Genomic DNA, 21,275 nt, shown 5'->3' with positions numbered 1-21,275 from the left:
CGATGTCCGACGCCCGAACGACCGTCCTCAAGTACTACGCCTTCCGCGCCGTCACGACACCCGGGTTCATGTGGCCCGTGTCGGTCATCTACCTCGTCTCCAACGACGTCTCCTACGCGACGCTCGCCCTGGGTAGCTCCGCGATGGCCCTCCTGACCGTCGTCGGAGAGGTTCCGACCGGCTACGTCGGTGACAGACTCGGCCGCCGGAACGTCATCCTCGCGGCGCAATCACTGTTCGCCCTGTACCCGCTGACGCTGCTCTACGCCAGGGGGCCAGTCACCGTCGTCGCTGTCTATTGCGTCCTCGGCCTCGCCGAGACCCTCCAGTCCGGGGCTGGCAGCGCATTCATCTACGACGCACTCGACGCCGACGATGCGAGCGACCGCTTCACTCACGTGGCCGGACGCGGCTCTGCGATCCGGCTCTGGGTGCTGGCCGCCACCATGGTCGCCGGTGGGATCATGTACGCCGTCGACACGAGCCTGCCCTTCGTCGCATCGGCGACGATGGGCGTCGCTGGGTTCACCGTGGCCTCGACCTTTCCGGCGTCCGGCGAGTCGCCCGACGACGAAGAGGCGCTCGGCATCCGCGAGGCGGTCGAGGTGATACGAACCACCCTGTTGAAGCCGGAGCTTCGGGCGTTCGTCGGCCTGGTCGCGGTCGCGAGTTCTGTCGGCAGGGCTGCACGGGGATACTTCCAGCCTATCGCGGTCGATTCGATTACGCCGTTGCTCTCCGGCGTGCAGATCGTTGGCCACGTCGTCCCCGAGACAGCCGTGCTCGGGGTCGCATACGCGACGTTCACCGTCGCCGGGGCGTTGACGAGCGACAGGGCTGCCGCGGTCGAGTCCCGCATCGGCGCGACGGGCGCTGTCTTCGGTGCCTACGTGGTGGACGCGCTCGCGATGCTCGCCGTGCTGGTGTCGCCAATCGCGATTCTCCCGATGATGGTGATCCACCGGGTGGTCATCGCGGTCACGGTACCGCTTCGCCAGAGTTACCTGAACCGCCACTCGGGCTCTGTCGGGCGAGCGACCGTCCTCTCGGCAGTCTCGATGGTCGTCGCCCTCGTCAGGGTTCCCGTCGGGCTCGCGGGTGGTGTCGGCGCGGACCACCTCGGGCCGGTCACGATAGTCGGTGCCCTGGGTGGACTGTTACTGCTCTCGACAGTGGCAGCACGGGCAACCGGGTTCGTCGGCGAGACGACCGACGCCGACCGTGTGACGGCGGACTAACCGGTAGCGAAGGTTAGACGTTCGAGCGACCGGCGTCCCCGCTAGTCGAACCAGCCAGTTGGACCACAAACAGACACCACGAGACCGGTTCAGCCGTCGAGGCGAGCGAGCACGTACTCGAAGGCGCCATCTCCCATCTCGTCGGCGATGGTCGTGCGAGTCTCCACGACGAAGCCAGCCGCCTCGAGCAGCTCGCACTCGACGTCCGGGTCGTAGAAACTCCATCGCATCTCGGTACCCGAGTCGATCCAGTCCGGGTTGGTCCCTTCCCAGGCACCACTCCCCAACGTGACCAGAAGGGAACCGCCGGGCTCGAGGACCCTCGCGAACTCCTCGTAGACGGCTACGTGTTCCTCTCGGGGGACGTGGATGACGGCGTGCGAACAGACGATACCGCCGAAGGTGTCGGGTTCGAAGGGGAGCACCGTCAGGTCACCGCAGAGGAAGTGAGCGTCGGAGACGTTCCGGCTCGCACGCTCGACCTGTACGCGCGAGATGTCGAGTCCGACGGTGTCGAACCGTTCCACGAGTCGAGCCGCGATGGGCGTGCCCTCGCCACAGCCAGCGTCGAGGACGGTGCTGCCGTCACGCACCATGTCGCAGAACTCGTCGAGGAGCACCTGTTCGTCCCCGACCGCCGACCGGTGGTCCGAGTAGAACGGTGCGATGGCGTCGTACCCGTCGCGGACCGCTCTGCGGAACTCGTCCGTCATGGCCCGAGCGTCGGCTCGCGGTGTCAAACCGGTTGTGGTGCCGTGTGAATTTTCGACAGTCGATGGATGTAGAGGCTGACAGGCGGCGAAACCAGCATTTCGGCTCGGCAGTGGGAGCGCAGTCCCGTCGCGGTTCGCCGCACACCAGCCTCGGCCGACGACGGGCAGGTCGTCAGGTCACGCCAGCGTTGGCCGCGGTTTCGGGTATAAAGTATGGGTCGAAAATCGTCAGGAAGGAGCCGCCAGTCAGTCGTCGACCGTCTCCGGGTCACGCGCCGCCCGGGCGACGCGAACCGCATCGACGTTCTCCGGGACGTCGTGGACGCGGATGACGTCTGCTCCGCGGTCCGCAGCGATGGCCGTGGCGGCGACCGTCGCGTGTTCTCGCTCGTCGTCGTCACAGCCGATGGCGCCGAACATCGACTTGTGCGAGTGGCCGACGAGAACCGGACAGCCGAGCGCCCGGAACTCGTCGAGCCGGCCGAGCAGGTCGAACGATTCGGCGGCCGTCTTGCCGAAGCCGAGGCCCGGGTCGACGACTATCTGCTCGCGGTCGAGACCGGCCTTCTCGGCGAGTAGAACCTGCTCACGGAGCTGGTCGAGGACATCTTCCACCACGTCGTCGTACTCGATGTCGTTCTCCGGGTCGACCGGCGTGTCGATGCTGTGCATGACGACGAGGGGCGCGTCGAACTCGGCGGCGACGAACCGCATATCTGGGTCGCCGAGCCCGGAGACGTCGTTGAGGATGTCGGCTCCGGCTTCGAGTGCGGCCCTACCGACTGCGGCCTTCCGCGTGTCGACCGAGATGGCCGTCTCGATGCCCGCGTCGCGGATGGCTTCGATGACGGGGACGACGCGGTCTATCTCGTCTTCGGTCGAGACGGGGTCGGCGCCGGGACGGGTCGACTCACCGCCGATGTCGATGACGTCGACGCCGGCGTCGACCATCGCCTTCGCCTGTTCGACTGCGTCGTCCAGCGCTGCGAACTCGCCGCCGTCGTGGAAGGAGTCGGGCGTGACGTTGAGGATGCCCATGACGGCGGGGCCGTCCTCCCAGGGGTAGTCTCGCGTCTCGGCGTCTGGTTGCTGGATGTCAAGGGCGGCGCGGAGCTCGCGGGCGAACTGTGCGAGACCGTAGGGCTGGCCGTCGAGCTTGTTCGCGAGCCGTTTGAACTGTGAGAGCGTCCCCATCAGGACGACGTCGTGCCGCTCGCCCTCCGATTCGAGACCGGAGACGGCGCACTCGCCGCCGAGGCTGAGCAGTTCCTCTTTGAGGTACGAGGCCTGGCGCTTCTGGACGCGAGTCTTGACGACCCGGTGGACGCCCTTCCCGCGCATCCGCCAGACGCCGGGCTCCGTGACGCTCGCGGATTCGAGCGCGGCACGGGCGTCGTCGAGGTCGCGGACTGTCTTCGGAATCTCGACGCGCGTCCAGCGCGTGCGGGCCTCGGCCACGGTGAACAGCGAGCCGGTGACGAGCACGCAGTCGTCCCCGTCGGCGGCCTCGAGCGCCCGGTCGAGCGCGGTGTCGACCGAGGTTCGGACGGTCGTCTCGGTGACGCCACGGTCTTCGAAGACGCGGGCGAGGACGGCCGAGTCCTCCGCCCGGTCGAGGTTCGGTTCGCAAGTGTAGACCGCGTCCGGCGTCGGAAGTGCGTCCGCCATCTGGCCGTGCTCCTTGTCGTGCATCGCCCCGAAGACGAGGTGCAGGTCGGCGTAGTCGAAGGTGTCGAGGACGGTCGCGAGGTTCTCACAGGCACCGGGGTTGTGCGCCCCGTCGAGGACCGTGAGCGGGGATTCGGACATGACCTCGAACCGGCCCGGCCAGTGGGCGTTGCGCAGGCCCCGGGCGAGGGTCTCCTCGTCGACGTCGGCGACCTGTCTCGCCAGGGTCGCGGCGATGCCCGCGTTGACGGCCTGGTACGAGCCGAGGACGGGAATCCGGGTCTCGACGCGCCAGTCCGGCGCCGCGATGGAGACACCGGCCTCGCTTGCGTTCACTCGACCTTCGTAGCTGGTCTCTACCTCGCCATCGGGTCCGACCGTGACGACCTCTCCAGCCTGCTTCCTGACCGCCTTCAGGGCTGCGCCAGTGGTTCCGGTGACCAGCGGTGCGTCGGCGGGTGCGACGTGCGCCTTGTCCGTCGCGATCTCCTCGACGGTGTCGCCGAGGACCTTCGTGTGTTCCAGCGAGACGCTCGTGACGGCGCTCGCGGCCGGGTCGACGACGCTCGTCGCATCGTACTTGCCGCCGATACCGACCTCGAGAACCGCGACGTCCACCTCCTCGCGGTCGAAGTACCAGAGCGCGAGGGCGGTCATCGCCTCGAAGAAGGTCGGCGATTCGCCGGCAGCGCCCCGGTCGGTGACGTAGTCGTCTATCTGTTCGACGAACTCACAGAGTGCGGCGCGGGTGACCTTCCGGCCGTCGACCCGGACCCGCTCGCGGACGTCCTCGAAGTGGGGCGAGGTGTACAGCCCGACCGTCAGGTCCGTCTCGCGGAGGACGGACTCGACCATCCGGGCCGTGCTCCCCTTCCCGTTCGAGCCGGCGATCTGCACGTAGGTCGTCTCCACGTGCGGGTCGCCGAGATGTGCGAGGAGGTCCGCGGTCGACTCCGTGCCCGGTCTGGGACCGTAGCGTCGGAGGTCGAAGAGAAAGTTCGCGGCCTCGTGGTACTGCATACCCGAACGTCCAAGTGGGTCCGCTTTAGCCTGTCGGAGTACCGAAGTCGGTCCGTTCTCACCGCGTCGCCCCCTCTAGTGCAAATCGTTAACATCACTCTATCCGAATTTACTGGTCATGTCTATCGACTACGAGCACGAGGTCGAGACGTTCGAGTGGGACATCCCAGAGGACTACTCACTGCCGGCGGTCGTCGAGTCGCACGCCGACTCCATCGGCGACCGGGTCGCGCTCCACTTCCGGGACGAACCGGGGACGAAGGCTTCACGGACGTATCGCGAGATTCGCGACGACGCGAACCGGTTCGCGAACGCGCTGGCCGACCTGGGTGTCGGTGAGGGTGACCGCGTAATGCACCTGCTTCCCAGGCATCCCGACGTGTTCGCGGTCCAGTGCGGCGTGCTCGCCCGCGGTGCCATCCTCGTCCCCTGTTCGGAGATGCTCCAGTCGAAGGACGTCCAGTTCCGCGCCGAGGACTGCCGGGCGACGACCGTCGTCTGTCACGCCGACCTGACCGAGATGATCGACGACGTCGTCGACGAGACGCCCATCGAGAACCGCATCGTCCTCGACGGAGACGAACCGGGCTGGACACGGTTCTCGGCCCTGCTCGACGGGCTGTCCACCGACCACGACGGCCCCGAACTCGGCCCGCAGGACCCCATGTCGATAAACTACACCTCCGGGACCACTGGCAAGCCCAAGCCGGTCCTCCATCGCCACCGCTGGATGTACGCCTTCAACCGGGTCAACGGCCCGTACTGGTGGGGCATCGACGAAGAGACCGACCTCGACTCGGAGTTGTTGTGGGCGACCACGGGCACCGGCTGGGCGAAGTGGTTCTGGAGTCCCGTCGGCGTCGCCTTCACCAGCGGGGCGACCCAGCTGCTGTACGAGGGCGGGTTCAACCCCGAGACCTTCCTCGACGTGCTCGCCGAAGAGGGCGTCACGAAGCTCTGTGCCGTCCCGACCCAGTACCGGATGTTCGCCCAGCACGACCTCTCCGAGTGGGAGTTCTCCCTGACCGACGCGCTGTCTGCCGGCGAACCGCTCAACCGCGAACCCATCGACGCCTTCGAGCAGGGCGCCGGAGTCACGCCCCGCGACGGCTACGGCCAGACCGAGACCGTCGCGCTCGTCACGAACTATCCCGGTATCGAGGTCAAGCCCGGGAGCATGGGCAAGCCGGCACCGGGGATGGGTACGACCATCCTCGACACGCAGGACGAGGTCGAGGTCGAGACGGGTGAGATCGGCGAGATAGCCGTCCCGGTCGACTGTCCCGGCATCTTCGACGGCTACTACGAGAAGCCCCACCTCGACGAGCAGACCTTCTCGGGCGACTACTTCCGGACCGGTGACATCGCCTCCCGAGACGAGGACGGCTACTTCTACTTCGAGGGCCGCGCCGACGACATCATCATCTCGTCGGGCTACCGCATCGGCCCCTTCGAGGTCGAGGACGCGCTCGTCGCCCACGAGGCCGTTGCCGAGGCGGCCGCCGTCGGCAGTCCCCACGACGAGCGCGGGCAGGTCGTCAAGGCCTACGTCATTCTGGCGGACGGGTACGAACCGAGCGACGCCCTCGTCTCGGAGATACAGGAGTTCGTGAAGGCTGAGACGGCCCCATACAAGTACCCACGACGGATCGAGTTCGTCGACGAGTTACCGAAGACTTCGAGCGGGAAGATTCGGCGCATCGAGCTCCGGCAGGAGGAACAGGCCACAGTGAGGGAGTAGCCCTGCTGACAGTCGGCTGAAAGCTTATCCCGGCACGGTCGAAACCGAGCCCCGTGAACCGACGCCGCCTCCTCGCCCTCGCAGGAACCCTCCCGACGGCGATTGCCGGGTGCCTCCAGTCCGGAGGTGATTCAGGGACCGAGACGACCGACCTGCCAACTGAGACGACCCGTTCCTCGACCACCGAACCACGCACACAGCACAGGACTAAGATCGTATTGCGATCACTCGACGTCTGGCGACGAACGACCACCGTCAGGAACCATCACCACACCGACGTCGTCGCCGACCCGGAGAGACAGTACGTGGTCGCAGCTATCGTGGTGGACCGACAGGAGTCCGCACCCGACGATGGAACGACGACCGACGGAACGAAGACCGACCAGCTCCCCGACGCAAGCGAGTTGGACGTCTCGGTCCGACTCGATGGTGAGACGTACGCAGACTCGTTCCCGCTCGACGTGTACTGGTCCGGAATCGGCGTTCCAGTCCCCACGGGGATCGAGCCGGACGACGGAGAACTCGTCGTCGGCCTCCCGGACGGTGCGGAGACTCGATTTTCGCTCTCGTCCACACAGCTCGACCGACTGGCACACGTCCCCCGATTCACCCTCGACGAGTTCACCCTCGAAGCAGGCAACGCGACGGTGCAGGCGACGCTGACGGTCTCGAACGATGGTGACCGCGACGGGCGGTTCCTGGCAGAACTCGGGACGGACTCGATGAGCGACACCCCGGAGGTCGAGATCGACGTGCCGGCGGGTGAGACGGCCACGAGAACCGAGAGCGTCCCGGTCGCCGTCGAAGGCTCGGGCGAAGTCACCGTCGTCTGCCAGTGGGGTGACGAGTCGCATCGACGGGCCGTCACGGTCTGAACACCGCCCGGGTCGACTCCCCGGTCAGGTCTCGAGACGCCCTTGTAGCCATAACACGCCCGCCACGTCGTCGCCTTTCTCGGGCACGTACTCGCCGCAGACTGGCTTCGCGGCGTACAGCATCACCTGGTACTCCTTGCTCCCTTCTTCGCCGCGGAACAGCGGCACTCGCATCCGGTAGACGGACCCGCCGTCGAACTCGCACTCGGTGACGGTCTCGACCGTCGTCTGGAAGACGTAGTCGTCCACGTCGCCGCCCTCGAACGGTGCGAAGCCCGCCATCCCGGCGGTCGAGTACTCGTTCCCCTCGTCGTCCGTAATCACCTCGTCTTCGGCGGGGCCGAGGTCGTACGCGAACGCGGCGAGTTCGACTCGCCGGGGGCCCCCGAACTGGTCGTCCTTCTGCGCCCAGAAGTTCGTGGCGAAGAACGAGATGGTCGCCTCGCCGAGTTGTCCCGAGAGCTGTGCTTCCGCACCGTTGGCCCAGGGTATCAGCTCGTCTATCTCGACCTCGTGGGCGATACCGGCACCGACCGGGTAGCCCGACCAGATGTCGCCCGGTTCGCCGACGATGACGACGGTCCCGAGGGGGCCGTCGCCGGTCCGGTATCCGCTGACTGTCCCTCCGTCGACGGTCCTCCCGGGCTTCGGGTCACCGGTTTCGACCGCGGCCACTATGTTCTGCATGATGGCGTCGTCTCCCAGGACCACGGTGTCCCAGTGGCTCCCGTGGCTGCCACTCTTTCGACCTTCTTTCGGTGCGTTGACCCCGGACCGGCCACGTCCAGCCGGGTCGGCTCCCCGCTCGAGCCCCGTCGCTGCGTCGGACCTCTCTTCGTCGGCACCCTCCTCCGGGCTCTCGCCTGCGCCGACGAGTCGCCGAACGCGGTCGAATACTCCCATGACGACGGAGAGACGGGGACGCGAGAAATGTCTTGTTGCGAGAACGGTCGAGCGAGACGTCACCGACCACTCTGTTCGAGGCCAGTGACATCGTGAGATTCGACCGAAGCGACGGACGCCCGGGAGTCGGAGTCGTCGAGAAGCATATCCAGGTCGTCGCGCATCCGTCCCGGTTCCAGCCCCTCGTCCTGCTCGTAGAGGCGCTGTAGCTTCCGCTCGAACTCCGCGTCCGACAGCTCGCCGGCGACGTACCGCTCTGTAAGCGTATCGCGCCGCTCCTCGACGGTCGGTTCGGGCGGTGCGAGCCAGTCCGCGATGCCGTAGTTGGGTAGCCCTGGAACGCGGTACTCGAAGAATCCGGCCAGTTTGGAGAGCCGTTCGCTCTGGAGCCGCGGGAGCGACACCTGACTCACCAGCACCAGGAGCAACCACACCGTCAGCACACTGGACAACAGCGTCAGCAGAACCGCGGCGACGAGCCACGGTGCACCTGCGGACACCATCGCGACGAGCAGCGGGGTCGACCCCGCGGTCCCGATGGCTGCGACGGTCTGCAAGAGCCCCCACAGTGAGACGCCGACGAGGGCGAACAGCGTCAGGACGATGCCCGCGGTGAGCGCTTTCACCTTCGGGCTGGAGAGCAGTTTCATGCCGTAGAGATAGGTGCTCGGGACACTTGAAGCCGGTCCGTCGGGACAGCGGTCACGAGCCTTCGAATTCCTTTGTCCTACGGCTTCAGTCGTGACGGAAACAGCGTCTGTTTCGCTTACGCGCCACGACGAGCTTCAGGCCCTCCTCTCAGTCGTGCCTAAAGCACCGCTGTCCAGTCAGCACCATCGTCATCCCGAGCTCGTCCGCGGCCGCGATGACCTTGTCGTCGTTCTTCGAGCCGCCGGGCTGGATGACCGCCTCGACGCCGGCTTCCGCGGCCGCCTCGACCGCGTCCGGGAACGGGAAGAACGCGTCGCTTCCCATCACGGCACCGTCGGCGGACTTCCCTTCGGCGTCGCGTTCGGCCTTCATCGCGGCGATCTCCACCGCGTCCACACGCGAGACCTGGCCGACACCGAGGCCCACGGTTTCGGTTCCCTTCGCGAACACGATACCGTTCGACTTCACGTGCTTCTGGACCTTCCACGCGAACAGCATCGATTCGAGCTCCTCCTCGGTCGGTTCGCGTTCAGTGACGACCTCGAGGTCGTCGACGGTGACCTCTGCGAGGTCGCGTTCCTGGACGAGTCGGCCGCCGACGAGCTCCTTGCTCGTGAAGGGCTCGCGTTCGTCGGTCAGCTCGCCCACGTCGAGGACGCGCAGGTTCTTCTTCTCACAGAGGATGGAGAGTGCTTCCTCGGTGTATCCGGGGGCGACGACGACCTCCTTGAACGAGTCGGTGACGAGCTCGGCCGTCTCGGCGTCGCACTCGCGGTTGAGCGCGACGATGCCGCCGAAGGCGGACTTCGCGTCGGTCGCGAGCGCGTCCGCGTACGCCTCGGCGAGGGTGTCCGCGGTCGCACAGCCGGCCGGGTTCGTGTGCTTGATGACGGCCGCGGCGGGCTCGTCGAACTCCTTGATGAGGTTGAGCGCGCCGTCGGCGTCGTTGTAGTTGTTGTACGACAGCGCCTTCGCGCCCTCGTTCAGCTGCTCGGCGTGGACGACGCTGGCCTCCTCGCAGGTGGTGTCCGCGTAGAGCGCGGCGTCCTGGTGGGGATTCTCGCCGTAGCGGAGGTCGGCGTGGCGGTCCTCGGTGACGACCCGGCGCTGGGGCAGGTCGCTTTCTTCGTCTCCCTCGACGTGGACCGCGTTCGCGTCCCAGTCGACCGAGACGCGGCCTTCGGCGACCCACTTCACGGCGCGGGGGTACGCCTTGAACTCGCCCTGGTAGAGCACGCGCGACTTCAGGTCGTCGGCGTCGTCGCCCTCGTAGACGGGGACGGGTTCCTGCGTGACGATTGGCCCCGCGTCGACCTCGCTCTCGACGACGTTCCCAGCCTCGTCGATGCCGTTCGTGACCGCGTGGACCGTGCAGCCGACGGTCTTGACGCCCGCCTCCAGGGCGTCTCCCCAGGCGTTCATGCCCGGGAAGGAGGGCAGCAGGCTCGGGTGGACGTTGAGCGTCAGCGGCATCTCGTCGAGGAACGTCTCCGAGAGTATTCGCATGTAGCCGTCGAGGCAGACGAGGTCGACGTCGTAGTCGGCGAGGGCGTCGACGACTCGCTGTTCGTGCTCGCGGCGGTCCTCGCCGTCGCGAAGCGGAACGACTTCGGTGGCGATGCCGCGCGATTCGGCCTCCGCCAAGACGGGGGCGTCTTCGGTGTTCGTCAGGACGACTTCGAGCTCCGCGCCGCCCGGGCGCAGGTCGTCGAGGTGCAGGAGGTTACGACCGCGGTTCCCGGCGAGACCGGCGATGCGTGTCATACGAGATGGGCGACGGGCGGGAAGGAAAGTAGTTGCGGTCGAGACCGAGAGAGTGTGCACGTTCGTGTATTGAATACCGATTTTCCAGCCCTTTCCAGCCTCGACTGTGCACGAACACGGATGTTTCCGACAGGCTTTTGCGACCGGCGCGGACAGTTCCGGCCATGTCGAACCCCCTCACCGCCGTCTCGCCCCTGGACGGCCGCTACGCCGGTCGAACCCGACCGCTCGCGCCGTACGCCAGCGAGTCCGCGCTCATGCGGGCCCGCGTCCGCGTGGAGGTCGAGTATCTCGTCGCGCTCGCCGATCTCGATGCCACACCGCTCGAAATCGACGACGAGCAGCGCGCCGAACTCCGCGCCCTGTACGAGGACTGGTCCAATGCAGACGCAGAACTCGTCAAGCAGATAGAGACCGAGGGCTATGGCGAGTTCACGGCGACGAACCACGACGTGAAGGCGGTCGAGTACTTCGTCCGGGTCAACCTCCCCGAGGGCCTCGACGCGGCCCAGTGGATCCACTTCGGCCTGACCAGCGAGGACGTGAACAACCTCGCCCACCGGCTGCTCGTCCGTGGAGCCGTCGAGGAGGTCCTGCTCCCCGAACTCGACGGCCTTATCGACCAGCTGACCGAGATGGCCCGCGAGCACCGCGACCTGCCGATGCTGGCGCACACCCACGGCCAGCCCGCGACACCGACCACCTGGGGCAAGGAGGTCGCCGTCTACGCGGCGCGACTCGGCAAGACGACTGCCCGACTCCGGGGCGCGAGCGATGCCCTCGCCGGGAAGCTCGGCGGTGCCTCCGGAACCTACGCGGCCCACGTCGCTGCCTACCCCGAAGTGGACTGGCGCGCGTTCGCCCGCGAGTTCGTCACCGGCCTCGGCCTCGACTTTGCGCCCGTCACGACGCAGGTCAACCCCTGCGACGACCTCGCGGCGGTCTTCGACGCGGTCCGCGGCGTCAACAACGTCGTCGTCGACATGGACCGCGATTTCTGGCTCTACGTCTCGAAGCGCTACCTCGGCCAGGAGGCGGTCGAAGGCGAGACGGGCTCGTCGACGATGCCGCACAAGGTCAACCCCATCGACTTCGAGAACAGCGAAGGGAACCTCTCGAAGGCGAACTCCGACCTCACCTTCCTCGCGGACTACGTCACCACCTCGCGGCTCCAGCGCGACCTCTCCGACTCGACCGTCAAGCGGAACATCGGCGCCGCCTTCGCCCACTGCCTCATCGGCTACGCGAAGACCCAGTCCGGCCTCTCGAAGGTCGTCCCGAACGAGCAGGTCATGCGCGACGACCTCCGGAACACCCCCGAGGTCATCGGCGAGGCCGTCCAGACCATCCTCCGGCGCGAGGGCGACACGGCGGCCTACGAGCGCGTGAAGGAACTGACCCGGGGCAAGCGCGTCGCGTTGGACGACTTCTACGCCCTGTTCGACGACCTCGACGTGAGTGAGGACGTACGAAAGGAGCTGAAAGAACTGACCCCCGAGACCTACGTCGGCGTCGGCAGCGACCTCGTCGACGAACTGGAGTAGTCAGCTCGTCAGCCCCTTCGCCACCGCCCGGATGACGAGGTCCCGCGTCTCGTCGTAGCGGTCCTCGCCGAGTTCCTCCCGGTGGAGCGAGAGGAGCGTCACCGACCGGATGGCGTTCGCGACCACCTCCGGGCTTGGCCCCCAGACTGCGCCCGCCTCGTACCACGCCTCGATGTAGGGGAGCAAGTACGCGAGCTTCTCCTCGCGCCGGGCCGCCGCCTCCTCGTCGGTGAACTGCGCCCGCAACCGCGCAGCCTCGTCCGGGTCGAAGACGACCTGCCGGATGAGGTCGTTCGTCTCGATGACGTCCATGATGCCGGTGAGGAAGGCGACGATGGCTGCCTCTGGGTCGTCGTGTTCTCCCAGCGGAGCCAGCACCCCGGGGAGGAGCCGCTCACCCTCGCGCTGGAGTATCTCGACGTACAGCGCCTCCTTCGAGTCGAAGAACTGGTAGAAGGTGCTCGGGGCGATACCGACAGGCTCGGTGAGGTCGGCGATGGTCGTCTTCTTCAGGCCGTACCTGCTGAACAGGTCGCGCCCCTCCGCCAGCAACGTCTCGCGAATCCGTTCTCGTTCGACCTGCGTGAAACCGTTCGTCATCTCGGACCACCCATCACGTGATGTCCTTCCGCTGGAAGTACGCACGGCTCACCAGCACGAGCACGGCAGTCGCGACGAGGAGGATTCCCGCGCCGAGCAGGTCGTAGCTCCCGTCGACGAGGATGGCCGCCGGGTCGTAGTAGTGCATCGGCGCGAGCAGGCCGAGCGGTTCCAGCGCCGTGTCCACGACGACTGCATCGATGAGGAACAGCCCGAACAGCACGCCGACTGCGACTCGCTGGGCGACGTCGGCCCGGTCGAAGACGACCGAGGCGACGATGCCGATGCCGGCGCAGGCCAGCAGGTACGGAATCGAGAGCGCGTGCGCCGCGAGCACGCCCGCGACCGGGACCTCCTCGCCGATAGCCATCGTCCCGGCGAAGACGACCACCGGGAGCAGGACGTTCGCGACGAGTAACGGAACGCCGAGCGAGGCGAACTTCTCGAGCAACACCTGGCTCCGCGAGACCGGCATCGAGAGCGTCATGTCCATCTTCTCGTCCTCCACGTCGCCGGCCACCAGGCTGGCCGCGGCGTACGCGAAGTAGATCCCGAGTAGGAGGACCCACGCGAACGCGTACAGCTGGGTCGCGAGGAAGCCCTCGATGGTGTTCAGCGTCCTGATTCCGAACGCCTCGCGCATCGCGGGCGGGTAGCTCGCGAGGAGTTCGTCCAGGTTCGCAGCGTTCGAGATGGACGGGAACATCCCGACGTACAGCAGCGTCAGTAGCGCGATTCCTACGGACATGGCCACCGCGCCCTTCAGCCGCTTCCGCCCGTCGTACCGCGCGAGCTCAAACATCGTCGTCACCGTAGAACCGCATGAAAACGTCCTCGAGCGGCGCCTCCTCGACGTCCAGTTCGAGCAGGTCGTACCGGTCGATGAAGTCGACCAGCTCGTTGACGTCACCGGTGAAGGTGAACGAGAGCTCCGTGCCTCCCGTCTCTCGGGCTCGCTCGCCGCCACTTCCGTCACCGACGACCGCCTCTGTTCCGACGCCAGACACCTGTCGTATCGAGAGGTCGTGGACTCCGGCGAGGGTCACCTCCGACTGTTCGACGGTACCCTCCGTCCGGACCAGAACCGACTTGCCCGACCGCCCGAGCAGGTCCTCGACGCGTTCGACGGTGACCAGTCTACCGTCGCGGATGATGGCGATGCGGTCGCAGACGCTCCGGACCTCGGTGAGGACGTGCGAGGAGAGGAAGATGGTGGTCCCTCGCTCCTTCTCGTCGCGGACGAACTCGTTGAACCGCTGTTGCATCAGCGGGTCCAGACCGGACGTGGGCTCGTCCATGATGACCAGCTCGGGGTCGTGCATGAACGCCTGCACCAGTCCGAGCTTCTGCTTCTGTCCGGTCGAGTAGCTCCGGACCTTCCGGTCGAGCGGAACCTCGAACAGCTCCAGCAGTTCATCCCGTCTCGTGTCACCCTTGACCGCGGCGTGGAGGTCGAGAACCGCCCGACCGGTCGATTCCTCGTCGAACGCAGGATTCGCCGGCAGGTAGCCGATTCGCCGCTTGGCCTCGACGAGCGCACGCTCGTCGTGGACGTCCGCTCCTAACAGGCTCGCAGTGCCTGCAGTCGGCGTCTGGAATCCCAGCAACGTTCGGATGGTCGTCGTCTTCCCGGCTCCGTTCGGCCCGAGGTAGCCGAACACCTCTCCAACCCCCACCGAGAACGACACGTCGTCGTTGGCGAGCACCTCGCCGTACTCCTTGGTCAACCCCGATACGTCGATGGCGTTCATTGCTCACAGAGACGATAGGTGAACTCATGAATGTACTGTTCACTCATTTTCGAGGCTCTGAAACCGCCCTATAGACGCCTCACAGCTATAGTCAACGAACCAGAAATGAGCATCTGTCCAATGATTAAAGACCGGCGAGACACGGAAAGCTACCGCGGACGTTTATAGCTCTGTGAACTCGGCTTCACCGAACCGCTCTCGGCCTTGCCCACGAGGCTCGGTCGGACCGACCCTGCGTGGACCGTCGAGTACCCTCCGGAGCCCGCCCGGTTCCAGAACTCTGCCCCGTTCTAGCAGACGCTTCGTCCTGTTCTTCCTCGGTGTGGTCTTGCTGACCCTTGCGCTGGTTCTGACGGTCGGAGCGATCCGGGTCGGGTTCGTCTACGAGGGCGCGACAGACGATCCCGTCTCTGCTACCTGGGTCGTCGACGTGTCCGACCTCTCCGCCGCAGACAGAGCTGCCGTCGCACGCGCCAGGGCCGGTGAGACGCTCGTCTACCGGAGTCCAGAAGCCGCACCTGGTCCTGGGCGCGGCACCATCGCGGTGTTCGCCGACGACAGCTGGCACGTCTTCCGACGGCCCATCTACGTCGACTTCGGGACACCCTTCGGCCTCGGCGCGGCCCTCTCGGCGGTCGTCGGACTGGTCTGTCTACTCACACCCGTCGTTCGGCAGTTCCGTGACTGAGCATCTCTGCCGAGACAGTTTCTCCACGGCCGATGGTTCAAGTACGAGGCCGCGGCCAATCCCGTCGTGATCTGAGAACGGTCGCACCACGGTCGAGGCGGGTGTGCGGCACGCCGGGTGCGAGGACTGTACGTGCCGCCTGTTCGCCCTTTCTGAGACGATTCTCCGCCTGGACCCGTCGCAGCGTTCACCCGATAATCGCGGCTACCGCCATCGTCACCGCGTCCGCAGCCTGCTTCACCTGCGCCAGTTCGACGTACTCGCGGGGTGCGTGCGCCACCGCACCATCGTCGTCCGCGAGGACGCCCGGCCCGAACACGACCGTCGGCGCCTGCTGGGCGAAGTAGGAGGCCTCAGTCGCCGCGGCGAATGGGCGCGTCTCCGCCCCAGCCGCCGCACAGAGCGCCTGGACCACCGGTGCCGACTCGTCCGTATCCCAGGCCTCCAGGAACGGCGTGTCTCGTTCGGTCAGCGCGAACTCGACGCCGACAGCCGCAGGCACGTGCTCTCGCAGGTGCGCGAGGAGCGACTCCCGGAATCCCTCGGCCGTCTCCGGCGGGACGCTCCGACGGTCGACGACGACCTGGACCTCTGCCGGAACCTGATTCGTTGCCGTCCCACCCTCGATGGTCGTCGGGGTGAGCGTCGCCCCGCCCAGCTGCGGGTGGACAGGCGGTGCATCCGACCGGTCGTCGAAGCTGTCCAGTGCATCGATGACCTCGCGGACCGCGCGAATCGCGTTCACGCCAGAGTCCGGCTCGGCGGCGTGTGCGTTCTCGCCCGAGAGCGTGATGGTTCCCTGGAACCGGCCCTTCGCGGCCGTACAGACGTCGAGGTTCGTCGGCTCCCCGACGATGAAGCAGTCGGGGTCGTCGAACGACAGTGCAGCTGCCCCTGTCGAGAGAACCTCCTCGTCCGGGGTGACCGCCAGGGTGACCTGCCCGGGAATGTCGTCAGACACCGAGAGGAATCCCGCGAGGAGCGCCGCCAGCGGTCCTTTCGCATCACACGAGCCGCGGCCGTGTATGACGCCGGCATCGTCGTCCCGTTCGTAGGGTACGTGCGGCTGGACCGTGTCGATATGCGTGTTCAACACGACGTGCGGACCGTCATCGCCGCGGCCGCGTGTCGCGAGCGTGTTCCCGGCGCCGTCGACCGTCGCCTCCACGCCGTGGGCTGCCAGCGTCTCCACGAGGAACGTCCGCATCTCGGTGACGTCCGTCGAGGAGTCGATCCTGACCGCCCGGTCGAGGAACGCGATGGGATCGAACGTCTCCTCCATCAGTCGGCCGACGGCGGCGTGACAGCTGCCTCGCCGTCGAACTCGTGGACGACCGGTCCGCGGAGGACGGCCGGGCCGTCGTCGGGGACCTCCACGACGAGGTCACCGCCGGGCGGCGAAATGAAGACCTCTTCCGCGTCGAGCTTGCCGAGGTGCTTCGCAACGGCTGCGATAGCGACGGCGCCGGTCCCGCAGGACCGCGTCTCGCCCTCGACGCCGCGCTCGAAGGTACGCTGGTCGAAGCCGCCGTCGTCGCGCTCGCTCGCGAAGGTGACGTTCGCGCCTTCCGGAAACACGTCGTGATGGCGGATGGGCGGCGCATCGGCCTCGAGGTCGACGTCCTCGACGTCATCGACGAAGATGACGGCGTGCGGAACGCCGGTGTTGATGCCGGTCACCGCGTAGCCCTCGAGCTGTTCGTCGACGAGTTCGTCGTCGCGGTCGAGCGGGACGACCTCGGGGTCGAACGACGGTTCGCCCATCTCGATGGCGATGCCATCTTCCACGGCCATCGCGTGGCGGGTGCCCGCCTGGGTGTCGATCATCACCTGGGTCGCGCCGGTACGCTCCATCGCCCATTCGGCGGCGACCCGCGCACCGTTACCGCACATGTCGGCCGTCGAGCCGTCCGGCTGGACGAGCGTCATGACCACGCGTGGTGGTCGGTACTTCTCCTCGAGATGAAGGAACAGGACGCCGTCGGCGCCGCGTTCTCCCTGTCCGTCCGCGCCCGAAACGCCTTCGACGCGGTCGCAGTAGCGAGTCGCGAAGGCAGCGCGGTCCGGGACGTACTGGTCCGCGTCTACTACGATGAAGTCGTTGCCGGTGCCGTGGTACTTGTCGAAAGGTACGCGTCGTTGTGAGATGCTCATTGGTGGTCTACCTCCAGTCTGGTCACGTCCGCAAGGGTCTCACGGCGACGTGCGAGTGACGCCGTGCCGTCCGCCAGCGTGACCGTGGCTGGTCTCGGACGGGAGTTGTAGTGGCTCGCCATCTCGTAGCCGTAGGCGCCGGCGTTGCCGATGGCGAGCAGGTCGGTTCGCTCCGGTCGCGGGAGCGGTCGGTTCGAACAGAACGAATCGGAGCTCTCGCAGATGGGACCGACGACCGTCTGGCCGACGGTCTCTCGTTCTGCGTCGCCGATATCTGCGCTGAGATTCCGAATCGCGTGGTAGGCGTCGTACATCGCCGGGCGGAGAAGCGTCGTCATCCCGGTGTCGACGCCCGTGACGACGGTCTCCGGGGTCTCCTTGACCGTGTTGACGGTCGTCAGGAGCACGCCCGCGTCTGCGACGAGGTAGCGACCCGGCTCGATGCGCAGGGTCGCGTCGACCTCGCCGAGCGCTTCGCGAGTCGCCTGGGCGACCGCGTCGAGGTCGAGCGCGGGCGCGTCCTCGTGGTACGGGACGCCGAAGCCGCCGCCGACGTCGACGAACTCGAGCGGGACGGGTGCCTCACGAGCGAGGTCGCCCATCCGCGAGACGAGTTCCTCGTGGTTCGCGAGGTCGGACTCGTCCGAGATGCCCGAGCCGGCGTGGGCGTGGATGCCGACGACGTCGAAGTTGCGGTCGTCGGCCTCGGCGAGCAGGTCGGCGGCTTCGTCGTACGGGACGCCGAACTTGGCGTCCGCGCCGGTCCGAACCTTCTCGTGGTGGCCCGCACCGACGCCGGGGTTGACCCGGACGCAGAGGCGGCCGTCGTAGTCACGCGACTCGAGTCGGTCGAGGGTGTCGGCCGCGCCGACCGTGACGGTCAGTTCGGGGTAGGCCTCCCACAGTTCGCAGACGGTGTCGAGGTCTGCCGCCGGTGGGCTGACCGCGGTGTACTGGACCCGGGAGCCGTCGACGAGGGGGGTTTCTCCAGCGACCTGTTCTAGCGCGTCGAGTGCCCGGACGACCTCGCCGGCGCTGGCACATTCGAGACCTGCACCCTCGTCGGCGAGGGTCGCCAGACAGCGGCCGAGCGTGTTCGCCTTGGTCGCGTAGTACACCTCCGCCTCGTCGAAGGCCGCGTCGAGCCGGCGGTAGTTCTCCCGAACTCGGTCGAGGTCGAGCACGTAGAGCGGACTCCCGTGCTCCACGGCGAGGTCGCGCAGGACCGCGGCGTCCCAGGCGGCCAGTCGCCGGACTGCCGGGCCACTCCCGGCAGGCTCCTCTGCTGGGCCGTCGGCGTCGTGGTCGGCCACGGAGCCGTCCGGGACCGCCTGCGCGCCCTCGCCGCTCATTCGCGAAGCACCTCCTCGCGCTGGGTCGCTTCCAGCGTCTCCGCTTCGAGGTCGGTCGCGACGACGGCGGGCTTGTACGCCCCGCCGGGGATGAGGTCATGGTCGCCGAGCGACGACTCCACGAAGCGCTGGAACGCCCGGCGATTCGGCGGCAGTTCGCCGTAGTAGACCTCCTCGTCGACGAGGTCGTAGACCGGAATCCGGGGCGTCAGAAGCGTGTTCTCGCCGACGACCGAGTTCTCGCCGACGACGAAGCCGGAGGTGACCCGGCAGCCGGCACCCAGCGAGACGCCGTCTTCGACGACCACCGGTGCGCCCTCGACCGGTTCGAGGACGCCACCGATGAGCGTGTTCGCGCCGAGCTTGACGTCTGCGCCGATCTGTGCACAGGAGCCGACCGTGTCACACGAGTCGACCAGCGTGCCGTCGCCGACCGAGGCGCCGATGTTGACGAAACACGGACTCATCAGGATGCAGTTCGAGCCGACGTGTGCGCCGGCCCGGACGACGGTCCCGTCGGGCGTGTTGCGGCTCCCGCGGTCGCCGTAGTCGCTCGTGTCCTGAAGTGGGAGGACGTCGTTGTAGACGACGTCGCCGTACTCGTACTGCGAGATACCGTGCAGTGCGAAGTTCAGCAGGACGCCCTGCTTGACCCACTCGTTCGCCTCCCACGAGCCCGCGCGCTTCTCGGCCGCCCTGACCTCGCCGGACTCGAGCGCGTCGAGCAGCTCGTGCAGCACCTCGTGTGCCGCGGGGTCGTCCGCGTCGAGGTCGTCTTCCTGGTGTCGATGCCACAGGTCGCGTACGTCAGCTTCCAGACTCATTCGTCTCCCTCCAGTACCGCGTCGAACTCGTACCAGCCAGCGTCTCGTCCAGCCAGCCACGCGGCCGCGTCCAGTGCGCCTTCTGCGAAGACGCCGCGGGACTCGGCCCGGTGGCTGAGCCGCAGTTCCTCGTGGCCGCCCGCGAGCCACACCTCGTGCAGGCCGGTCACGTTCCCGGCGCGGACGGCGTGAACGCCGACTTCACCCTCGGTTCGGGGTGCCTCCCCTTCCCGGCCGTGAACGCGGTCAAATTCGCCACGAGCCGCCTCGACGTCTGAGAGGAGCGTGTTCGCCGTTCCCGACGGCGCATCGCGCTTGCCGTTGTGGTGGGCCTCGACGAGTTCGACGTCGTAGCCGTCGAGCGCCGCGGCCGCCTCGCGGACGAGGCCGCGGAGGACCGCGATGCCCTTCGAGAAGTTAGAAGCCTGCAATACCGCGGTCGATTCGCTCGCCGTCTCCAGTGCGTCCTGCTGGTCCGCAGCGAGACCGGTCGTCCCGGTGACGAACGCCGTGTTCGTCTCCGAACACGCCTGCGCGTACTCGACGCAGGAGTCCGGCCCGGTGAAGTCGACCAGCACGTCGACCTCGCGCTCGGCGAGGAGCGACTCGAGGTCGGCCGCAGGTTCGACGTCGACACCGGCGACCGTCTCGTCGGTCCCGCCGCGGTTGGCCGCGACGACCACGTCGAGGTCGTCGCGCGTCTCCACCGCGGCGAGTACCTCGCGGCCCATCCGGCCGGTCGCACCGGTGACGGCGAGTCGTGCCATCAGTGCTCTACCTCCGCGAGTCGGTCGTACTCCGTCGCTTCGGCCGCGTCGTCTCCGTCGTCGAGGTCGGCGAGTACGGCGGCGAGCGGTTCGACGAGGTCGTCGGACAGTCGCGTCAGCGGCGAGCGAACGTGTGCCGGTCCGTACCCGCGGATGGCCATCGCCTCCTTGACCGGGATGGGGTTGGTCTCCCAGAACAGCGCCCGGCAGAGCGGGCCGAGTTCGTGGTGGAGCGCCTGTGCGGTCGCGTAGTCGCCGTCGAGCGCGGCCTGCACGAGTGCACAGGTCCGTTCGGGCTCGACGTTCGCGGAGACGGAGATGGTGCCGACGCCGCCGACCGAGAGAACCGGGAGCGTGAGGCCGTCGTCGCCGGAGAGGACGGCGAACTCCTCGTCCCGGGTCAGCTCGACGACCTGGCTTATCTGACCGAGGTCGCCCGAGGCAGCCTTGTAGCCGGCGATGTTCGGGTGGCTGGCCAGCTCGGCGACCGTCTCGGGTTCGATGTTGCTCCCGGTCCGGCTCGGGACGTTGTAGACTATCTGTGGCGCGGCGACCGCGTCCGCGATGGTCTCGTAGTGCTCGATGAGCCCCTGCTGTTCGGGCTTGTTGTAGTACGGCGAGATGAGGAGCAGTGCGTCCGCGCCCGCTTCGACGGACCGCTGGGAGAGAGACAGTGCCTCCGCGGTGTTGTTCGACCCGGAACCGGCGATGACGGGCACGTCCTCGACCGCCTCGACGACGGCCTCGACCACTTCGACGTGCTCGTCGTGGCTGAGCGTGGCCGACTCGCCGGTCGAACCGACGGGCACGATGCCGTCGACGCCGGCCGATTCGAGCCGCTGGACGTTCGTCTGCAGGTTGTCGAAGTCGATGCTACCGTCCTCGTGGAACGGTGTCGTGATCGCGGGGTAGACGCCGCTGAATTCGATGGTGTCTGTCATCTGGTGTCTGTGATTGGTGGGAAGTCGTCTGTCGCGCAGTCCTTTCGACCGAACGCACCCGGAACGGGGTCGCCACGCCCG

19 protein-coding genes are annotated in these 21,275 nt (G+C 67.3%); 5 read left to right on the top strand and 14 right to left on the bottom strand.

Annotated features, from left to right (window positions below; genetic code table 11):
- Window positions 1-2: 2 nt before the first annotated feature.
- Complete coding sequence (locus tag ACSC1Y_RS11745) at window positions 3-1,238, top strand: MFS transporter (protein WP_435335039.1); 1,236 nt, start codon at window positions 3-5, stop codon at window positions 1,236-1,238.
- An 89-nt stretch (window positions 1,239-1,327) separates the two neighbouring features.
- On the opposite strand, the gene ACSC1Y_RS11740 is transcribed toward ACSC1Y_RS11745, so the two are convergent.
- Window positions 1,328-1,951 carry a class I SAM-dependent methyltransferase gene (locus ACSC1Y_RS11740; protein WP_435335038.1) on the bottom strand — a complete coding sequence of 208 codons (624 nt, stop codon included), beginning with the start codon at window positions 1,949-1,951 and terminating at the stop codon, window positions 1,328-1,330.
- Window positions 1,952-2,197: 246 nt separating this feature from the next.
- On the bottom strand, window positions 2,198-4,639 hold the full coding sequence (gene folP / locus ACSC1Y_RS11735) for a dihydropteroate synthase (RefSeq protein WP_435335037.1): 2,442 nt from the start codon (window positions 4,637-4,639) through the stop codon (window positions 2,198-2,200).
- Window positions 4,640-4,757: 118 nt separating this feature from the next.
- Here folP and ACSC1Y_RS11730 point away from each other — a divergent pair, with 118 nt between their 5' ends.
- Together ACSC1Y_RS11730 and ACSC1Y_RS11725 are read left to right on the top strand one after the other, a co-directional pair.
- Entirely contained in the window at window positions 4,758-6,380 is a 1,623-nt protein-coding gene (locus tag ACSC1Y_RS11730) for an acetate--CoA ligase (RefSeq protein WP_435335036.1), read from the top strand.
- A gap of 218 nt (window positions 6,381-6,598) precedes the next feature.
- Complete coding sequence (locus ACSC1Y_RS11725) at window positions 6,599-7,255, top strand: hypothetical protein (protein ID WP_435335035.1); 657 nt, start codon at window positions 6,599-6,601, stop codon at window positions 7,253-7,255.
- Window positions 7,256-7,279: 24 nt separating this feature from the next.
- On the opposite strand, the gene ACSC1Y_RS11720 is transcribed toward ACSC1Y_RS11725, so the two are convergent.
- From ACSC1Y_RS11720 to purH, 3 genes are all read right to left on the bottom strand, one after another.
- On the bottom strand, window positions 7,280-8,158 hold the full coding sequence (locus tag ACSC1Y_RS11720) for a hypothetical protein (RefSeq protein WP_435335034.1): 879 nt from the start codon (window positions 8,156-8,158) through the stop codon (window positions 7,280-7,282).
- A gap of 59 nt (window positions 8,159-8,217) precedes the next feature.
- Window positions 8,218-8,808 (bottom strand): SHOCT domain-containing protein, encoded by a 591-nt coding sequence (locus tag ACSC1Y_RS11715; protein ID WP_435335033.1) that lies wholly within the window; start codon window positions 8,806-8,808, stop codon window positions 8,218-8,220.
- Between the two features lie 148 nt (window positions 8,809-8,956).
- Window positions 8,957-10,573, bottom strand: coding sequence for a bifunctional phosphoribosylaminoimidazolecarboxamide formyltransferase/IMP cyclohydrolase (purH, locus tag ACSC1Y_RS11710; protein ID WP_435335032.1), 1,617 nt, complete (start codon window positions 10,571-10,573; stop codon window positions 8,957-8,959).
- Between the two features lie 164 nt (window positions 10,574-10,737).
- On the opposite strand from purH, the gene purB reads away from it, so the two are divergent.
- Window positions 10,738-12,117 carry an adenylosuccinate lyase gene (gene purB / locus ACSC1Y_RS11705; protein ID WP_435335031.1) on the top strand — a complete coding sequence of 460 codons (1,380 nt, stop codon included), beginning with the start codon at window positions 10,738-10,740 and terminating at the stop codon, window positions 12,115-12,117.
- Here purB and ACSC1Y_RS11700 read toward each other — a convergent pair whose 3' ends face one another.
- Genes ACSC1Y_RS11700 through ACSC1Y_RS11690 form a run of 3 tightly spaced genes read right to left on the bottom strand, consistent with a single transcriptional unit; the run spans window position 12,118 to window position 14,468 of the window.
- The gene (locus tag ACSC1Y_RS11700; protein WP_435335030.1) at window positions 12,118-12,717 is read right to left on the bottom strand and encodes a TetR/AcrR family transcriptional regulator; all 600 of its coding nucleotides are present in this window, start codon (window positions 12,715-12,717) and stop codon (window positions 12,118-12,120) included.
- A 13-nt stretch (window positions 12,718-12,730) separates the two neighbouring features.
- Window positions 12,731-13,519: an ABC transporter permease gene (locus ACSC1Y_RS11695; protein WP_435335029.1), complete on the bottom strand. Its 789-nt coding sequence runs from the start codon at window positions 13,517-13,519 to the stop codon at window positions 12,731-12,733.
- A complete protein-coding gene (locus ACSC1Y_RS11690; RefSeq protein ID WP_435335028.1) occupies window positions 13,512-14,468 on the bottom strand; it encodes an ABC transporter ATP-binding protein in 957 nt (318 codons plus the stop codon). The genes ACSC1Y_RS11695 and ACSC1Y_RS11690 overlap by 8 nt, the downstream gene beginning before the upstream one ends.
- A 322-nt stretch (window positions 14,469-14,790) precedes the next feature.
- Here ACSC1Y_RS11690 and ACSC1Y_RS11685 point away from each other — a divergent pair, with 322 nt between their 5' ends.
- Entirely contained in the window at window positions 14,791-15,156 is a 366-nt protein-coding gene (locus ACSC1Y_RS11685) for a DUF7979 domain-containing protein (protein ID WP_435335026.1), read from the top strand.
- 187 nt (window positions 15,157-15,343) lie between these two features.
- Here the strand turns inward: ACSC1Y_RS11685 and ACSC1Y_RS11680 are convergent, their stop codons facing one another.
- The 6 genes from ACSC1Y_RS11680 to dapA are packed head-to-tail and all read right to left on the bottom strand — an operon-like array spanning window position 15,344 to window position 21,194.
- Entirely contained in the window at window positions 15,344-16,438 is a 1,095-nt protein-coding gene (locus ACSC1Y_RS11680; protein WP_435335025.1) for a M20 family metallopeptidase, read from the bottom strand.
- The gene (gene dapF, locus ACSC1Y_RS11675) at window positions 16,438-17,310 is read right to left on the bottom strand and encodes a diaminopimelate epimerase (RefSeq protein ID WP_435335024.1); all 873 of its coding nucleotides are present in this window, start codon (window positions 17,308-17,310) and stop codon (window positions 16,438-16,440) included. The genes ACSC1Y_RS11680 and dapF overlap by 1 nt, the downstream gene beginning before the upstream one ends.
- The gene (gene lysA, locus ACSC1Y_RS11670; RefSeq protein ID WP_435335023.1) at window positions 17,307-18,662 is read right to left on the bottom strand and encodes a diaminopimelate decarboxylase; all 1,356 of its coding nucleotides are present in this window, start codon (window positions 18,660-18,662) and stop codon (window positions 17,307-17,309) included. The genes dapF and lysA overlap by 4 nt, the downstream gene beginning before the upstream one ends.
- Window positions 18,659-19,486, bottom strand: coding sequence for a 2,3,4,5-tetrahydropyridine-2,6-dicarboxylate N-succinyltransferase (locus ACSC1Y_RS11665; protein WP_435335022.1), 828 nt, complete (start codon window positions 19,484-19,486; stop codon window positions 18,659-18,661). Before ACSC1Y_RS11665 ends, lysA begins: the two co-directional genes overlap by 4 nt.
- Window positions 19,483-20,256: a 4-hydroxy-tetrahydrodipicolinate reductase gene (dapB, locus tag ACSC1Y_RS11660; protein WP_435335163.1), complete on the bottom strand. Its 774-nt coding sequence runs from the start codon at window positions 20,254-20,256 to the stop codon at window positions 19,483-19,485. Before dapB ends, ACSC1Y_RS11665 begins: the two co-directional genes overlap by 4 nt.
- The gene (dapA, locus tag ACSC1Y_RS11655; RefSeq protein WP_435335021.1) at window positions 20,253-21,194 is read right to left on the bottom strand and encodes a 4-hydroxy-tetrahydrodipicolinate synthase; all 942 of its coding nucleotides are present in this window, start codon (window positions 21,192-21,194) and stop codon (window positions 20,253-20,255) included. Before dapA ends, dapB begins: the two co-directional genes overlap by 4 nt.
- Window positions 21,195-21,275 lie beyond the last annotated feature (81 nt).

Origin of the sequence: Haloarchaeobius lipolyticus (assembly GCF_051208015.1) — an archaeon.
Taxonomy (GTDB): Archaea; Halobacteriota; Halobacteria; order Halobacteriales; family Natrialbaceae; genus Haloarchaeobius.
Note: the sequence above shows the minus strand (reverse complement) of the source record. Positions and strands in the feature narration are given on the sequence as shown.

What these genes read in the sequence shown, in the direction of transcription:
- ACSC1Y_RS11745 (WP_435335039.1), top strand. Translation starts at nt 3, where the DNA reads ATGTCCGACGCCCGAACGACCGTCCTCAAGTACTACGCCTTCCGCGCC.
- ACSC1Y_RS11740 (WP_435335038.1), bottom strand. Translation starts at nt 1,951, where the DNA reads ATGACGGACGAGTTCCGCAGAGCGGTCCGCGACGGGTACGACGCCATC.
- folP (WP_435335037.1), bottom strand. Translation starts at nt 4,639, where the DNA reads ATGCAGTACCACGAGGCCGCGAACTTTCTCTTCGACCTCCGACGCTAC.
- ACSC1Y_RS11730 (WP_435335036.1), top strand. Translation starts at nt 4,758, where the DNA reads ATGTCTATCGACTACGAGCACGAGGTCGAGACGTTCGAGTGGGACATC.
- ACSC1Y_RS11720 (WP_435335034.1), bottom strand. Translation starts at nt 8,158, where the DNA reads ATGGGAGTATTCGACCGCGTTCGGCGACTCGTCGGCGCAGGCGAGAGC.
- ACSC1Y_RS11715 (WP_435335033.1), bottom strand. Translation starts at nt 8,808, where the DNA reads ATGAAACTGCTCTCCAGCCCGAAGGTGAAAGCGCTCACCGCGGGCATC.
- purH (WP_435335032.1), bottom strand. Translation starts at nt 10,573, where the DNA reads ATGACACGCATCGCCGGTCTCGCCGGGAACCGCGGTCGTAACCTCCTG.
- purB (WP_435335031.1), top strand. Translation starts at nt 10,738, where the DNA reads ATGTCGAACCCCCTCACCGCCGTCTCGCCCCTGGACGGCCGCTACGCC.
- ACSC1Y_RS11700 (WP_435335030.1), bottom strand. Translation starts at nt 12,717, where the DNA reads ATGACGAACGGTTTCACGCAGGTCGAACGAGAACGGATTCGCGAGACG.
- ACSC1Y_RS11695 (WP_435335029.1), bottom strand. Translation starts at nt 13,519, where the DNA reads ATGTTTGAGCTCGCGCGGTACGACGGGCGGAAGCGGCTGAAGGGCGCG.
- ACSC1Y_RS11690 (WP_435335028.1), bottom strand. Translation starts at nt 14,468, where the DNA reads ATGAACGCCATCGACGTATCGGGGTTGACCAAGGAGTACGGCGAGGTG.
- ACSC1Y_RS11680 (WP_435335025.1), bottom strand. Translation starts at nt 16,438, where the DNA reads ATGGAGGAGACGTTCGATCCCATCGCGTTCCTCGACCGGGCGGTCAGG.
- dapF (WP_435335024.1), bottom strand. Translation starts at nt 17,310, where the DNA reads ATGAGCATCTCACAACGACGCGTACCTTTCGACAAGTACCACGGCACC.
- lysA (WP_435335023.1), bottom strand. Translation starts at nt 18,662, where the DNA reads ATGAGCGGCGAGGGCGCGCAGGCGGTCCCGGACGGCTCCGTGGCCGAC.
- ACSC1Y_RS11665 (WP_435335022.1), bottom strand. Translation starts at nt 19,486, where the DNA reads ATGAGTCTGGAAGCTGACGTACGCGACCTGTGGCATCGACACCAGGAA.
- dapA (WP_435335021.1), bottom strand. Translation starts at nt 21,194, where the DNA reads ATGACAGACACCATCGAATTCAGCGGCGTCTACCCCGCGATCACGACA.